This window comes from Halalkalibacter alkalisediminis, from assembly GCF_028610705.1.
Lineage (GTDB): Bacteria > Bacillota > Bacilli > Bacillales > Bacillaceae_D > Halalkalibacter > Halalkalibacter alkalisediminis.
Genome location: NZ_JAQQWT010000022.1, coordinates 1 through 15,756 on the forward strand (window position 1 = coordinate 1; position 15,756 = coordinate 15,756).

15 protein-coding genes and 2 pseudogenes are annotated in these 15,756 nt (G+C 35.4%); 6 read left to right on the forward strand and 11 right to left on the reverse strand.

Annotated features, from left to right (window positions below; all coding sequences use genetic code 11):
- Positions 1–793: 793 nt before the first annotated feature.
- The 4 genes and pseudogenes from PQ474_RS19790 to PQ474_RS19805 all read right to left on the reverse strand — a co-directional run bounded on the left by PQ474_RS19790 (position 794) and on the right by PQ474_RS19805 (position 4,014).
- A pseudogene (locus tag PQ474_RS19790) lies at positions 794–1,215 on the reverse strand (DUF1801 domain-containing protein).
- A 324-nt stretch (positions 1,216–1,539) separates the two neighbouring features.
- Positions 1,540–2,385, reverse strand: a complete 846-nt coding sequence (locus tag PQ474_RS19795; protein WP_273847100.1) for an AraC family transcriptional regulator — start codon at positions 2,383–2,385, stop codon at positions 1,540–1,542.
- 685 nt (positions 2,386–3,070) lie between these two features.
- Positions 3,071–3,448 (reverse strand): hypothetical protein, encoded by a 378-nt coding sequence (locus PQ474_RS19800; RefSeq protein ID WP_273847102.1) that lies wholly within the window; start codon positions 3,446–3,448, stop codon positions 3,071–3,073.
- A gap of 137 nt (positions 3,449–3,585) precedes the next feature.
- Positions 3,586–4,014, reverse strand: a complete 429-nt coding sequence (locus tag PQ474_RS19805) for a VOC family protein (RefSeq protein ID WP_273847105.1) — start codon at positions 4,012–4,014, stop codon at positions 3,586–3,588.
- Between the two features lie 168 nt (positions 4,015–4,182).
- Between PQ474_RS19805 and PQ474_RS19810 the strand changes: the two genes are divergently transcribed.
- The 3 genes from PQ474_RS19810 to PQ474_RS26775 all read left to right on the forward strand — a co-directional run bounded on the left by PQ474_RS19810 (position 4,183) and on the right by PQ474_RS26775 (position 6,352).
- Complete coding sequence (locus PQ474_RS19810) at positions 4,183–4,443, forward strand: YetF domain-containing protein (protein WP_273847163.1); 261 nt, start codon at positions 4,183–4,185, stop codon at positions 4,441–4,443.
- A 328-nt stretch (positions 4,444–4,771) separates the two neighbouring features.
- Positions 4,772–5,188: an NAD(+)--rifampin ADP-ribosyltransferase gene (arr, locus tag PQ474_RS19815; RefSeq protein WP_273847107.1), complete on the forward strand. Its 417-nt coding sequence runs from the start codon at positions 4,772–4,774 to the stop codon at positions 5,186–5,188.
- A gap of 690 nt (positions 5,189–5,878) precedes the next feature.
- A complete protein-coding gene (locus PQ474_RS26775; protein WP_475690638.1) occupies positions 5,879–6,352 on the forward strand; it encodes a YoqH family protein in 474 nt (157 codons plus the stop codon).
- Between the two features lie 372 nt (positions 6,353–6,724).
- On the opposite strand, the gene PQ474_RS19825 is transcribed toward PQ474_RS26775, so the two are convergent.
- The 6 genes and pseudogenes from PQ474_RS19825 to PQ474_RS19850 form a co-directional block, all read right to left on the reverse strand.
- Positions 6,725–7,432 (reverse strand): HAD family hydrolase, encoded by a 708-nt coding sequence (locus PQ474_RS19825; protein ID WP_273847110.1) that lies wholly within the window; start codon positions 7,430–7,432, stop codon positions 6,725–6,727.
- Between the two features lie 41 nt (positions 7,433–7,473).
- On the reverse strand, positions 7,474–7,803 hold the full coding sequence (locus PQ474_RS19830) for a SulP family inorganic anion transporter (protein ID WP_273847113.1): 330 nt from the start codon (positions 7,801–7,803) through the stop codon (positions 7,474–7,476).
- Between the two features lie 416 nt (positions 7,804–8,219).
- Complete coding sequence (locus PQ474_RS19835; protein ID WP_273847115.1) at positions 8,220–8,777, reverse strand: tripartite tricarboxylate transporter permease; 558 nt, start codon at positions 8,775–8,777, stop codon at positions 8,220–8,222.
- Positions 8,749–8,928, reverse strand: a complete 180-nt coding sequence (locus PQ474_RS19840) for a hypothetical protein (RefSeq protein ID WP_273847117.1) — start codon at positions 8,926–8,928, stop codon at positions 8,749–8,751. The genes PQ474_RS19835 and PQ474_RS19840 overlap by 29 nt, the downstream gene beginning before the upstream one ends.
- A gap of 239 nt (positions 8,929–9,167) precedes the next feature.
- Entirely contained in the window at positions 9,168–9,989 is an 822-nt protein-coding gene (locus PQ474_RS19845) for a helix-turn-helix transcriptional regulator (RefSeq protein ID WP_273847119.1), read from the reverse strand.
- Between the two features lie 613 nt (positions 9,990–10,602).
- Positions 10,603–10,740 (reverse strand): annotated as a pseudogene (locus tag PQ474_RS19850) (ABC transporter ATP-binding protein); the annotation flags it as partial.
- Positions 10,741–11,203: 463 nt separating this feature from the next.
- Here PQ474_RS19850 and PQ474_RS19855 point away from each other — a divergent pair.
- Together PQ474_RS19855 and PQ474_RS19860 are read left to right on the forward strand one after the other, a co-directional pair.
- The gene (locus tag PQ474_RS19855; protein ID WP_273847122.1) at positions 11,204–11,758 is read left to right on the forward strand and encodes a hypothetical protein; all 555 of its coding nucleotides are present in this window, start codon (positions 11,204–11,206) and stop codon (positions 11,756–11,758) included.
- An 803-nt stretch (positions 11,759–12,561) separates the two neighbouring features.
- Positions 12,562–13,500 (forward strand): YndJ family transporter, encoded by a 939-nt coding sequence (locus PQ474_RS19860; protein ID WP_273847124.1) that lies wholly within the window; start codon positions 12,562–12,564, stop codon positions 13,498–13,500.
- A gap of 586 nt (positions 13,501–14,086) precedes the next feature.
- On the opposite strand, the gene PQ474_RS19865 is transcribed toward PQ474_RS19860, so the two are convergent.
- Entirely contained in the window at positions 14,087–14,674 is a 588-nt protein-coding gene (locus tag PQ474_RS19865; protein WP_273847126.1) for an Imm64 family immunity protein, read from the reverse strand.
- A 220-nt stretch (positions 14,675–14,894) separates the two neighbouring features.
- Here PQ474_RS19865 and PQ474_RS19870 point away from each other — a divergent pair, with 220 nt between their 5' ends.
- A complete protein-coding gene (locus tag PQ474_RS19870) occupies positions 14,895–15,698 on the forward strand; it encodes a LysM peptidoglycan-binding domain-containing protein (RefSeq protein ID WP_273847128.1) in 804 nt (267 codons plus the stop codon).
- Positions 15,699–15,756: the final 58 nt, after the last annotated feature.

The window sequence follows — 15,756 nt, forward strand, 5'->3', positions numbered from 1 at the left end:
CCGTCATTGCTTGCGTAAATAAGCTTTTACACTGGATCTATGCCCTTTTAAAAAACAGAACAACTTTCCAAGATATAACCTAATTTATAATTACAACCGAATAAGACAAAACCTTCCATCCATAAGATTGTGGAAGGTTATTTGGCATGTACATTTTTAGTATATCATGGATAATTTATATTTTTTATTGAAAAATATTGACAAACTATTAGCTGGTTTAATTGAATACAGCTGACAGTTATTTATTTACCGTTTCTGACAAGGAAATCACAATAATCTTGTTATACCTGAAACTAAAGAGTAAGTTGCGACAATAAAGGAGAGAATTCCAAAGATTCTCGCCACTTTATCTTTGTCTTTATCTTCTACTATAAAAAATTATTGTAGTATTTCGCCTCTTAGTTTAACATTAATTTCCTTTTATGTGACTACATTGTTTATTGTATCATTGAAACAAAAACGTCAATAATTCCTGTATAAGTCTTATACAGAAGGGATCACGATGCTCTTATCACAAGCGTGGAAAAACCTATAAATTTCATAAACGAATTGAAGCTTTCTCTTCACATACGTTAAATGCAAACCGACTTCAATCGTGCCTTCTCATCCGTTATTTTAATGATGCATCGATTGAATCATTGTCTACAAGTATGGGTCAAATACGAAAAGACGACACTTTTGAAAGCAATCGTCTCTTTACAGGATTATTCTATTTACCAGCATCGTTGTACTATTCAGCAGATGACTTTCTTTGTTATTTGACAATCATGGATTTAGAACAATGACAATAACTTTATTCGTTCGGATAAAGATTCTGATATGTTTCTACTGTATGTTTAATTAAATCCTTAAAAACATTGGTTTCCATATCAGCTAATTTATTAATGTAAATACATACCTTACTCTTCGTGTGTTTACCAAAGCTTTCTAATAATTTTTCTCTTTCCTCACTTTCATAGGACAAATAAAGACTAATTTTCGCCTTTCTTGGTGAAAAACCCACTAAAGCGCATCCCCTTCATGACCTGATGCATACTTATAGTGATAGCTACCAAAGCCTAAAATACTAGGACCCCACATTATCGCATCGTAACCAGTTACCTCTTCAAAAATTCCTAATAACTGATAAGCACCTGCCTTCTTCTTCTCATTTTCCACACGTTCAATAAATTCAATTACACTATTGTCAGTTTCTTTCATCTTTGGTTCATACATATATGCGCTCTCCTATTCACTGAATAAATACTTGTTTACATTATTGTCATCATTATTACATTCTAGAATAATAGACCAATTCCACAAACATGAATAATCTTTAAATAACTTTATATAACAGGCAATGCTTAAATTAAGCTCTCGTCGCTGTAGTTTACACCATTCTCCAATTTACAGGTAGAAAAAAAGAGTTGCAACTGCAACTCTTCATTTTTATTAGCACCCCTGTTGAAGGTAAAGACGTTTTTTATGTTTGACCTTTTCAACATATGTGTTTAGAAATTATGAAGTCTCATTCAAATAAGACTTCAAGGTTACCTGTATCTATTTTTCCTTAATAGAGATCCAGATCTCGCTTTTTTCATCTTTGCTAGCTAGTATCTCTGGTCCTTCTGCCAATTCATATGATGATGAAGGTAGCCACTCTGAATATATTCGTTGCCAGTGTTCTTCAACTTTCTCCCAGTTTCCATCAATTTCAAAAACTGCCCATAAGAAACTAGGCACTTCTAAAATGGAATAATTCCCTAATAGTTCTTGCGTCGTAGCTGCTCCGATATATTGATCAAAGATTGCCTTCCCTTCAGCGTTTTCTGAATAATTTGCTGAAACATGAATGACACCATTAGGCTCTTTATTCGAGATAGATTCTAATTCTTTCATCTTGGAATCACTGATAGTTGATATCATACTTTCGTAAGTAGGTGTTAGTATCTCATTTACCATCTCAACTTTATATTTAACCCCCACCACTTTAAATGCTTCTTTTTCAACAATACGATAATTCATCTCCGTTCCTCCTTTTATCTTTAATTGAAAGGTCATTCTTGGATATGCTTTTAAGTTCTGCTCCGTATTCCTAGCTATTGAAGGGGTAACACCATGATAGTTTTGAAATACTCGTGAAAAGGCATCTGGAGATTGATATCCATATTTGATTGCTACATCAATCACCTTTACATCTGGATCTTTCAATTCTAATGCTGCCAATGTCAAACGCCTTCTGCGAATATATTCTGATATGGTGATGCCTGATAAAAGAGAAAACAGGCGCTTAAAATGATATTCAGAGCACAATCCAATTTTAGCCACCACTTTTAAATCAATGTGATTACTTAGATTTTCTTCAATATAATTTAATGCGTCGTTAATTCCTTTTAACATATCCATGAATCTCTCCCTTCACTTGTAATATCATAATTAATTAATCTGTATGGTACCCGACTTTTTATGCTCATTTCAGTCGGTTAGAGTAACTTTTGGCTTCAATGAAAAATACATTTCTTCAATTACCCTACTTCGTTATTTAAAAATGATATTTCCTTCATGAGGGAAACTCCCTCGATTTTTTCTTGAGTGCTTCCAAAAAAATGACTGAATATAAACTTTTTATGTATAAGGACATCCATTGGTAGATACGTGTACTTGAATTGGAGTGGCGGGCATGATAACCCTATTTTGGCTGAGTAAGTAACTCTTCTTTCGCCTTGTGCCATAGTCATGACCACAAATGCTCCGAATCAAGTGTCAAAAACAGCGCCCCTGACGATCAAATTTGTGGTGCATAAAAAAGAGCTGCAATTCATGCAACCCAAGATTTTACTAATACTTATTCGTAGATGAAAAAAGAAAACATTTTAATCTGGTTTAATATCCCCAATCGTCAACACGCCAACCATCTGAATGGATCTCTTACTAATATCCAATTGATTGACCTTTTCTTAAATCTATGAAAGGATTATCAAAATAGCGCCAGAATCTTGGGATCTTCGTTTTTCTTTATTGGCATTACACAGCTTTGACATTTTTAATATTCTTTCATACTATCGCCTCAAAAAATAATTCAATTAAGTTTCTAATGCTTTATAGATTTTTTCACCCTTTTTAGGTGTGGAGCTGTTAAGTATTTTTCTCTTTTTCGTAACACAGTCAAAAATTCCTCTTTATTTTCACCAGTTACGGCTAATAGTGTGCTTTCCGAGTGCTGAGGAATTTCCTTTGGTCTGCAATCCTCAAGGTGATTGAGCAAGAATGGAAAAATCGCATCATTGTTTTCCTTTCTAACGGCTGCTAACTTCGCAAGAGTTAGGACACCTTTATCAATGGTAATAACCGAACCTATTTTTATGGCACTTTTTAATGTGTCAAGATGCTCCATAATGGTTTCTGATGCTGCCTCAACAATAAAACTCCCCTGCAGATGATTTGGTGTTCTTTCTTCTTGGCTTTCCATACCTCGCTTTGCAGAAGATCAAAACGATTACTCCAAAATTCCTCATGAATATGGAACCATTCAGTAACTTGAGATATTCAAACCTGACAAAAAAGGGGTCCCTATATTACTTTTGGGACACCCTCATGGTAAAAATATTAATACGCTGTTTCTTTGTTATTTAGATTAAATTGCCAAATTACACCAAATTTATCAGTAACTCGACCATAAAGCTTTGCCCAGAAAGTCTCTTGAAGCTCCATGTCAACAGTTCCGCCTTCTTTAAGTCTATTATAAACAGATTGAAGCTTGTCCGCGTCAATACTATGATAAGCAAGGCTTATGTTGTTTCCAACCATAAATGGTGAACCAGGAAACGTATCAGAAAACATAACATTGCTTCCTTCTATATTTAAACGTGTATGCATAACTAAATTTTTTGCTTCCTCTGGAAGAGGAAATTCTGGATTTGGAGGGTTTTCTCCAAAAGTCATAATGGTAGGTTGTTCTGTTCCAAAAACCTCTGCGTAAAATTCTACAGCTTCACGACAATTACCATTAAAAGTTAAATAAACATCAACAGCCATTTTCATTCACCCCTATAATATAGTGCATAATAAAATGTTCCCCTATCATTATAACCATAATAATCAAAAATAACATTCTTTTCCATTAGTAAGGTGTGGAAAAAGCGACACCGCCTGTTATGAAGTGGTCTGTAACTTTATACTAATATTATTACATTTATTCCTAAAATTCTTGATGAACACATGAGAAAACAAAAATATACAATCGATGCTTTAAATCAAGCGTTACGCCAAAAAGGTATTTTTGATATAAAAGAGGTGAAATATGCGGTTCTTGAAGTAAGTGGTCAGTTGTCGGTGCAGAAAAAAGCAGAACATTTACCTTTAACTCAAAAGAATTTTTATAAACATTCTTCAGATGAAATTAAGAATTTTCCAGTTGAGGCACCCAATCACTTAATCTTAGTATATAAACTGAAAGCCACCTGATTAAAGGTGGCTTTTTTCCTCTTATTCTTATCACTTAATTATCCCCTATATTTTCAAAACCAAGTAAAGATGATCAAAAGAAAAATTTAATAACGTTCTTCAATTATAGGGGCAGATTGTTTAAATACCGTTTTTTTATACAAAACATATATGTCAGTCCATAAAACTCCTGCAACCATAAACTTTGATTGCTAATTATTTATCATTCGAGATCATTCTCTCTACTTACATTATACTATCAATTATAAATTATTTATAGACTACACTTTCTAAAGTTCCTGTCCTATACTGTTTTATACAAATCTAAAAATATAAGAGGTGTATCAGTATGAATGACAAAAAAGATGTCTTAGATAATGGTCCTTTCTTTCATGGTACTAAAGCAGAACTAAAAATTGGAGATCTATTAGAACCGCAACACTTATCGAATTACCAAGACAAAAAATCTAACTATATATATTTCACTGCAACATTAGATGCGGCAAAATGGGGTGCTGAATTAGCAACATCTAATTCAAAAGAAAGAATTTACATTGTAGAACCATTAGGTGATTTTGAAAATGATCCTAACTTAACTGACAAAAAATTTCCTGGAAACCCAACACGTTCTTATAGGTCTAAATCTCCTTTGAAAATAATCGCTGAATTAAGCTCATGGGAAAGACATTCCGATGAAGAAATAAATCATATGCTTACATCTTTAAAAAAGTTACGTGAACAAGGAAAAGCTGTAATAGATGATTAACCTTCAACATCTATAGAATCATGACTAAAAAGAACCAATAATCAACTTGCTTTTACAATCGGTTTTCGTTTCGGCACCGGAGCGCACCAAGAAGCGCAAACGTTAGAACTTGAGTGTCGCCCACATCCACCCAACTTTTGACATCTGTACAAATTTAAACCGAACTCCTCCCCCTCAATCCTTGAGGGGGATATTCATTCAAAAAAGAATTTAATAGTTACGTAGTATGTGTCAAATGCGAAAAGACATTCACCTAATAATTGTCCCAGGTAACTTTTAAACAGTATGGTTGTACTGTGATGTTCTACACTATTTAAGCTATCTTAGCCTTTTGTTCTGCTTATTTTCCTATTTGTTTATAAATTTCAAAGTATAATGGGTTCCGCATACATAGATTCTCATAATGATAGGTGATCAGTTAAAAATCTTATAGCCGACGCATCAGTGAACCTAATGCTTTAAAATGGTTACCAAAAAGGAAAGTGTTTTTACTGTTTTGGTGATAATTAATTCATAATTCAAAAAGCATACCCATTTTAAACGTTACCACATACCATAAAATAAGGTTTCTACGATTGGGAGGCAGTATTTATGTATAGACAGCAAGCAAGAATACCACGAAACTGTCCACAGGGTTTTTTGGGTCGGTATACCGTAATTCCAGGAGACACGTTCTATACCATCGCGCAGATGTTTAGAGTAAGAATAGAAGCACTTGCAGTCAACAATCCCCATATTCCAAATCCTAATGTATTATTCCCCGGAGACATCCTCTGCGTACCGGGTTTAATCAGCTACCCCTGCTGTACGTCTTTACAGCCCCGAGGGAGTGCACCATTCGGTACAGGCGGCGTAGCTTATGTGAATTTTGGTCCAAGAGGAGGTCAGGCTGTGAGCATTATGGTAACCTTACCGCAGCCTCAAGTTTTCGGTGATTTTGACAAGTATACAGGTGAAATTATCATTCTCGGGACTGGCAGCTTTAGAAACCAGTTATTTGCTACTCCCGAAGACCCACCTACTTGGACATCCCGAATAGAACTTCCTACCGCTGCATCCGTTACGCCAAACTCGCGTGTGTTAGTACGCCCTTTTAATTCGTTGGCCGGCACTTCAGGCGCTCCTGTCTTAGAAGGTATAATTCTTGTTGGAAATTGTCAATAACATCAATAGAAGCAAAAGGAGCTGTCCTTCGTCATGTGTGACTAAGAGGTAGCTCCTTGCATTGTTTTCAAAATGCATCAGGTCTCCAAAAAAAGCTGGTCCGTCAACTTTAGGATCCAAACTCACAGAGAGAATTAAAATAAGGACAGGCGCACTTCCGTATCGATAATGCGATCAGTTTCATGAGAAATAAATTCCCAAACTTTGCCCCAGCAAGAATATTACTCCTTTTATAGATGACAGTTCTTGTAAAACTAATGCTTCCGTTTTGTTTAAAAACCCGCTCAATGCTATTCATTAAACCAATAAGAAGTTTTCAATGAAACCTAAATAGGAACCAGGATGATAATCGCTGATTCCTACCATAACGACCTAAGCCTTTTTCACAAATAATTCTAATAACTCTTTGGCACTATGCACTTCTTTATCTGGTTTATAGGTAGCATTAGTCGGTAAATCTTTCTTACGATGATTCATCCAGATCGCTTGCCAGCCTGCTTGTTTTGCTCCGATAATATCTTTTTCAAAATTATCCCCGATATACACGGTTTTGGTTTGGTCAAGGTCCATTTTCTGTTCAATAAAATCAAATACTTCTCTTTTCGGTTTTGCATGACCAATCGTTCCAGAAATAAACGTCATTTCTGCCGGAATCCAACGACTAAGGCTGAGCTGTTTAATTTTCATTGCTTGATGTTTTTCTTCACCATTTGTAAGAATCCCAAGCTGTTTCCCTTCTTTGCAAAGTACATTTAGTAGTTCTTCGACTTCTGGAAACAAGGTAATGTTTTTTTGTTCGGTCACATACGTTTCATGAAAAATAGTCGCTTTTTCCGTATCTATAGGGATGTTAAAATCCTTACACGCAGCCATGATTCGTCCGGTTTGCCATTCAAATTGGGATATTTCACCTGCTTCACTTTGATCAAATAAAATCTCGCTATACTTACGACTAGCTTTATATAATTGATTGATTTCTTCGTCTGAAAATGGCTCTTGAAAAAGCTTCTTCACCGTTTTATGAAAAGATTGTGCTTGATCATATAATGTATCATCGACATCAAAAATTATCGTATCCATTCTCATAGCCCTCCTTATACTATGATGATATCACTTATTCTTCAACTAGAGAATGGGACAGGGGGACAGGTCCCTTGTCCCATTCTACCCATTGACTTAATCGAATGTGGTATAAGTTTTATGATCATTCCTACTTTCATCAATCCAAAAAGTAATTGAATAGTACCTACCATTAAAGCTAGAACGATCGTAAAGGAAAAATACTCAAACGTTCCAGGTTCTGCATATACAGAAACACCTGAAAATACAAGCAGAGATGTAATCGCAACAGGACCAATGGATAGGTACCTTGAGGAAGCAAAAAAAGCGTAAATGATTAAAAGATGGGTGGATGCATATAATCCCATGACAGGAGGAAGACCAGCTAACATCGCATACGCCATCGTCTAGGGAATCAGCATGACGAAAAGTGTAAGACCAGCAACCAATTCTTTTTGGAATATTTACGATTGTAAGTCGACATGATGGAGTGATTATGCTTTATTTTCATAACCCATAGCCTCCCACGGCGTAATAAGACACAGTAAACAATAAACGAGAATCATACTAACAGATCCTATACTTCTAAAAACTAAATGTATTTTTTTAAAAACTATTCCCTAACACCACTAAAGAAAGAGGGGCATCCTGTAACCACCACCTCCCCTTAAGTAAAATATTGCGGTTTGGCAAAATCATCGTTGACCACGTCAAAACTATTTCTATTTATACCGAAACTATTACTACCCTCCAACTAAGCTACTCTAACTCAATGGTAGAGATCTTAATCGCTTCCCTTCACAAGTAACTATGTGGACTTTCTTCGAATGACCTTCTTAACAAAAGGAAATAGAATAATGATGATAGATAATACAACAAAGGTAATTGAAATCGGACTACCCACAAATATGTTGTAGTTATTTCCAGATAACATCAACGCTTGTCTGAACTTCTGTTCTAGCATAGGACTTAAGATCATCCCAAGTAACAATGGGGCTAAAGGATATCCGTTTTTTCTCATGAAATACCCAGCTACACCAAAGACAATTAATAGTCCGACATCAAACAAGCTTTCTCGAAATGCGTACACACCTATAAAACAAAGACTAGTAATAACGGCTGTCAAATAGGGTTCTGCCTTTTGAATTAATATCGTGAAAAATGGGACGAAAATTGTGTTTAATATCAACAGTAAAATATTTGCAATAAATAACGCTGCAATTGCACCCCAAACGATGTCTGCGGAATCACGGAATAACAAGGGACCTGGCTGTAACCCTGCCATCATAATCCCACCCAATAGGATCGCCGCACTTGCCGAACCAGGAATTCCTAAACTAAACGTAGGAATTACCAATAATCCCATCGGTAACACTTAATAGTCTAATAGAAAGCTTCTCTTCAGTCTTCTTATCATAAACGTAAATGATTTGGTCTAAATATTTATCTAATAACTTTGCCTTACTAACGAGATCAAAATCATAATTTAGTTCAATAACATGAATACCATTAATCATAATCGAATCAGTTTCTATTTTTTTAGCTACGTCTAAATATTGAATCTCCTCACAAGACTCATTAGAATGTAAATTTCGTTCCTCTTTGACAAGAGCGAATTGGTTATTGTAAATGGTGATACTTTAACCTTTCATTTAGTTCATTCGTTGATTGATAGCGCATCTTAATGTCCTCCTCTTCATTCATATTTTCATTATACCGAGAACATATTTATGACCCCGAATAAAAAACGGGGGGCTTACTGATAATTCTTGTACAATTTCTCCGCTTCAACCTTTAGCATCTGCACAAGCCTTGGTGGGTATAAAACTTTCACATCACTTCCCCATGTTAAAGTCCAACGTACCAGCCCCTCACTAATAATCCCTTTCGTAAATAGCTTAAATGTTGAATCATCCATTGGACGAATATCGGCTTTTCTACCAAAGCGATCAATCACAACATTAATGAGACTTGCAGAAAATTCCATTTCAATCTCTGTTTCTTCGCCTGCATACATATGAAACAGCTTTTCTGTGTATTGCGTAATGTTAAAATTTGAATCGGGTAGGAAGGTTTCATGCGTTTTAGTGATATTTTTATAAATCCGATCAATTCGATAATGCCGAATCTCTTTTTTTGCTATGTATTCTCCAATTAGATAATAGTAGTCATGATTCCAAACTAGAGCATTCGGTTTAACTCGATATACATTTCCTTGGTGACTTAACACAAATTGTTTATCCATGTTATAACGACCATAATAGAATTCCACGATTGATTTTGTAGAAATAGCATCATGTAAATCACTAATAATATACTTAACGTAATTATTTTCAGATTTTGAATGGTCTGCAAGCAAGATTCGATTTTCAAGTTGCTTGGCTAAATAAATGCTTGTTAACTTTTTTAGCCTTTCAATAATCTTGTCTATATCGGCTTTTGGTATAAATTTTGCCGATGAAATTGCGTCAATCATTAAACGTAACTCATGAACTTCAAAGGGACGATTTTGATAGCTATAATAGAATGGTAAGCCATTTGCTTCTTGATAAGGGATGACAGCGAAAGTATTAACCATTTCTAACTCTTTTAGATCATTTTTTATCCCAACCGAATTAACCTCTAAACCTTAGTCTTCTTCAAATAAATCAACAATTTCTTGCACGGATAATTGATGATTTGAATCTGTATACCTTTTCAGAATTTCCTTAAAAGCAATAAGCGTGTGTGGTTAGACAATTGATCTCCCCTTTTCCTCTTCATCGGTCAATACCTACTATATTAGGTCAATTGCTAATTTATATATGAGTTAATTCTATAATTTGGATCATTAGTCTAGTAAAACTTTTAAACCACGAAAAAAGGAATATCTTTTAAGAATTAGTTGGTTACTACGAAACTAAAGACTAGAAGAAGATCCCTTTTCACAAGTATATGACAAGGTTACCTGTTTGACCTGCAAATCCTTATTATGCGTTCAAAAAAAAGAGACCTCAATTTTCTGAGATCACTTTCCTGAGTTTTATAACAATAGCGCCTGATTCTTGAATATCCTTTTTCTATTGAACAGCATCGTTATACTGTGCTACTAATGATCTGTTGTTCTTTCGTATTTTCTTCTTCAACATGAGCTCCCTTTTAGTTGAAGAAATTCACAAGGGTACAAACGTTCCCCTATCTATCCAGTTTTCTTAATCTTTTTTTATTCTTTTTGTTGCAATTGTCTTTTGGAAAGTATCGTCATGTTCTACAAAAACCATAGTAGGCATAAACGTTTGGATCAGCTCTTCAATTTGCATACGAGAGTACACATCAATAAAATTTTTGGGGAGTGCCTAGTCACTCCCCCTTGATGCTAAAGAAGATAAAAAATCTATTCCAATCCAAAAAGCTAAACCTAGTTGCTTTCGCCTTTCAATCTTTATCTCTTTTTATTCCCTTTATTGTTATCACCGCTAGCTGGAACTTTGCCATGTAATTCTGGTGCATTTTGATTACGGCTGCCTTTATTATATTTTTTGGTCATATTTCACATCTCCTTTCTTAATTCTTTCTTCAGTTTACCCCTTTTTTTAAAATCATATGTTTTTTCTATTCATACCTGTAGACTCCATTCTTTGATCAGTTCAGGCTCAAGAAGGATGGCTCCAATAACAGCTGTATGTATGATACTGGTGGTTGTAACAAGCGGTGCCTGTACGTTGAGACCCAAAGTGTTTCTGACATTTTTTAATACACTTTCCATAAATGATAAACCCAGAATTGGGCAATCTAAAAATGGGAGGTATGAAAATGATCGCTTATTTTGGTACTATGAATAAAATTGAAGATTTTACTAGTGAAGAAAAGGTTCAAAACGTCAATAACATTATTGGTACAATTGGATTTTGGCTTACATCTGATATTCATTCTGCTAAACGTTATGCAATAGGAACGGAGACGATTTTTCAAAAGTCAGAAACGGAATTTTGGGAAGATGGAAAACCTAAAGTTATCCAAGTTGATAAGCTGATAACTGGCTTTATTTACAAAATATTTATAGATGACCCAAACCTTAAGATATATGATTCTAATACCATGGATTCGTATGATTTGTTTATGAATGATCGTGACAAATATTGTGAATATTTTCATGCAAGAAAAAGAAATTTCACCTGGAAAGATGAGGCTACCCTTTTAAATATGGAGGAAGCCAATGAAAAATTTCGTAACAGCCTTATTCGTCAGGGGTATGAAGGCTTTGTCATTCAAAATTGCAAACTACCAAATGGGGTTACTGACTTGTATTGTCTTTTTTCAATAAAATCTCCGCTCATTTCAGATATTATACCTGTAGAAACTTTGTAGTGTGAAACGGTGCCTTGAACAGTGTCTGCCCCAACCACTAACGTTTAAAAAAAGCGGGGGAGCAATCGCACTCCTTTAGTTGAAAAAGTAGCTATCGCCAACAAAAATATTCTATTTGATTTTTGAAAGACACTTTCTTGGTATTTCGTTTCTGCTTTATCCTTCATTGCCTTTATGAAAGACACTTCTCGAGCATTTCTCGTCTCCTTTGTCCTTCATCGGCTTTATGAAAGACACTTCCTCGGCGATTCGCGTCTCCTTCGTCCTTCATCAGCTTTATGAAAGACACTTCCTTGGCATTTTTCGTCTTCTTTGTCCTTCAATGCCTATATGAATCTATTATAAAATATTAATATTGATAATAATGCCTGTGTCACTACCTGTAATTTGTCGAGAAGATTTCAACATGCTTTGAGGTAGGCAGGCACCTAAATTCAATCTTACGCTCTAGTTCCCAATAGCTAAAAAAATGAACATAAAAGGGAACCTATATCTTAACAGTATTTAGGTCCCTTAGCTGCTTTTATTCATTTGTAGTTGAGACAAATCAATACTATAACCTGCTTTCATCAACAAATCTAATTCCAATAAACCATTGATATCATGGCGAACCGTTCCTGGCACTGTTCGCTAATACTCTTCAGCTGTGCGTTGACTCATCGACATTTCCAGGTTTGTTTTACTGCTCTATCATCACGTTTCAAAGTTGCTATAATAGAACTGTAAGTATATTTTAGACTATCAATAACTATTAAGAGTATACTAATGTCACAAGTTAATAAAACTGAAAGGAAACTACTGTTATGAAACATCCATTTTTTCCGACTATTATTGGAGGAATCATTAGTTTTGTCATCTTTACATTTGATTTTTTCCAATTTAGTTTGATAGAGAAATTTTTAATGTTTGCGTCGTTTGTGATTTTACCACTCATTATTATTTTAATTAACGATAAGGATCAAACAAAGTTTCAAAAAAAGATTTATTCCTTCATTACTGTTCTGCATTTTCCTGCAGCACTTCTTTCTTTAGCTTCCCTTATGAGTAACAAAACCTGGGAAACGGGAAATAGTGCTATTTCAGGATCTTTGTCTCTTGCGTGGCTTCTTTTTACTTTCTTACTCGCTTTATATGGATTGCTTCTAATTTCAGAGAAAAAAGAAAAGATCGAAGAAATAGCAATCGGTGCAGGGTTAATTTATTTTTTTATTGGAGGGATTTGGTATACCCTTTATCAATTTCAATTAACCTTTCTACTAGTCGATCCTACAGTAAGTGCTTTAAGCTCCGTTCATTTTCATTTTTCATCTGCTATTGTTCCTATTTTTATTGGAATGCTAGGGCGGATTATGGTCAAAAAAAGTTGGTATACCTGGTTAGTTGTCATTGATATCATCGGACCCATTTTGATTGCGATTGGAATTGTTTTTTCTAAACCACTGGAGATCATGGGTGTAAGCATCTTTGCCTGCAATATTATCATTTATAGTACCTATCTCCTTTTGAAAATAAGAAAAAGCACTAAAAAAAGTTGTGGAAACTTATTATTAACCCTTTCCTCGCTTGCTTTTTTCAGTATCATTGTCCTTTCAATTTGTTATCCGATAGCGAAACGGTATTTTTCCTTAACCATTTTGGATATGGTACCTATATACGGATCACTACATGCGTTTGGATTTGTATTATTTGGATTGTTAGGATGGATCTTAATGACTTACTATCCAAATAAAGGAGATAATTGAAGAAGTATATCTATCCATTACCATGGCAATTAGAACTTCCATTTTTCGAATTGCATTATAGATTTAATCTTATAGACTATAGGAAAAAACTCAAAAGGGCGCCCAAAGCGTATATGTGTTCAAAAAAAAGCGACCTCCATTTTCTGAGATCAGCTTTCCGGAGTTTTTCTAACAATAGCTCCTGATTGTTGAATATCTTTTTCTATTGAATCGTATCGTTGTACTACGTAGTAACGCTGCTTATCATTAACAACACTTTTCAAATAAAAGGATTAGTATTATTAAAATAAGACATAGAATTTCATCCATGTCACTAAGGTTTCGTAATTAAACAATTCAAATATCGTTAAATTTTTGTTATTAGACTAGACCAATAGTTAGAAATACACCTCATGGTTTTTATCGGATATATAACAAGTAAATCCGAAAAAGATGAAAAACAGGGTCAACTTCTATATAATTATACTATACGTATTTGAATAATCGGATTAATAACCGCAAAAAAAAAACAGGCTGTTGAGAAGACTTTTCAACAGCCTGACTTAAAATAAATTTTAAGTGATTTTGGGTTTCAGGCCCCTGTAAATTAAATAAGAACTACTTCCCTTTTTGCTTTTTGCTCTGTCAGGCCGTCAATACAGAATGGCCCGTATAGAATTTCGAGTTTTTCCTCCGCGCCGATTAACACAACTGGAAAGGAGTCTGATTCACCGGAGATGTCATCCGGGTGAATCTCGATTTCCAGCTCGTGCCCTATGAGAGAATATGCAAAGCCTGTTTCTTTATATAAGTTGGCCGTATTTTTAACCAGCTGGTTAGTAGTACTCTGTAAATCATTCTTGCCGTTTTCCGGAAACAGTTCTTCCCACTCTATATTGATTAAAAACCCGAAAAACCCTTCTTCATGAATCGTTGTTAGAAAGAATATATTTATACCCAAAATTTCACCTGAAATTTCAATGGACAAGTAATAGCACGGGCCGTCGATTTCCAGCTGATTTGCTGTAACCTCTCTCTCCGCCCAATTCTCGCCATCTGCATCTTTGCTGTATTTCACCTTTAATATGGTGCTGCCCTGTTTTACGAAGTACTGAAGAGTAGCCTCCAGTTTATCCTGAATGTTTCCATTATCGTTAAATACCTGAGCAATATTAATGTATCCGCCGGCTGCCATATATTATTTACCTCCTGAGTATTTAGCAAAATGGGGACTGACCCCATTACCTCGTTTTTCTGTATTTCTTTCGTATTCATCATATTCTTCAACTATATATAATATATTTTGTTAATCGTGAAGAATAAAAAACGTAAACAATGATGCCACTTCTCAAGAAGATGAAGGTACTAACCCAGGAATATCACGATTATAATGGCCCAAGGGGAGTGTATGTTATATGCCTGTTGTAAGACAATCACATGTCGTTTACACCGTTCAGCCAGGCGATACGTTATATGCAATCGCTGCACGTTTTGGCAGTACAGTCCTAGAAATTCAAAGAGCGAACCTACAGGATCCTCGTTTCATCGATCCAAATGTCATTTTTCCAGGTTGGACACTTGTTATTCCTGTCCCTACCGTACGTCCCTTTGACACCACCTACCTTCCGGCCCCTGGAAATACACTTTTTCGGATTAGTCAGCGATTTTCAACACATTTCGATCTTATCGCCGGAGTTAATAGACTCCAGGATCCGAACCTTATTTTTGTTGGGCAACTTCTCTGGGTTCCAGCCTTTGTGTACGAAATTGAAGTAGGAGATACTCTATTTGGCATTTCCAGACGCTTTCAAATTCCGATAGCAAATATTTTAGCAGCAAACGAAGGTCGTCCTGGATTTTCACTTGATTTAATTTTTGTCGGTTTTCGCTTACTCCTTCCACTTCCGTCATCAAGAAATATCGTAGTCACTCATCCTTTTCCAGGGGATATTATTCCAAGCAGAGAGCTTGTGGAAGGCTTCGCTCGTGTATTTGAAGCCAATGTATTGATGCAGATTCGGGATGATAACGGGGTGATCGTCTCAGAAGAACGCTTTACAACAGCACTTGAAGGTCCACCTGCATACGGTTATTTTTCTGGAACCGTTCTCACCGATCGACCACCTACCTCACCTAGCGGACAATTATGGGTATACTCTCGCAGTCCAGTCGACGGCAGTATTATAGATCTTGTACAAATAAGAGTTTTCTTTATGTAATGCATGGGGTCGGTTCTTTTGCTCCCTTTGCTTCTCAGAAACACGAGAACCGTCCCAC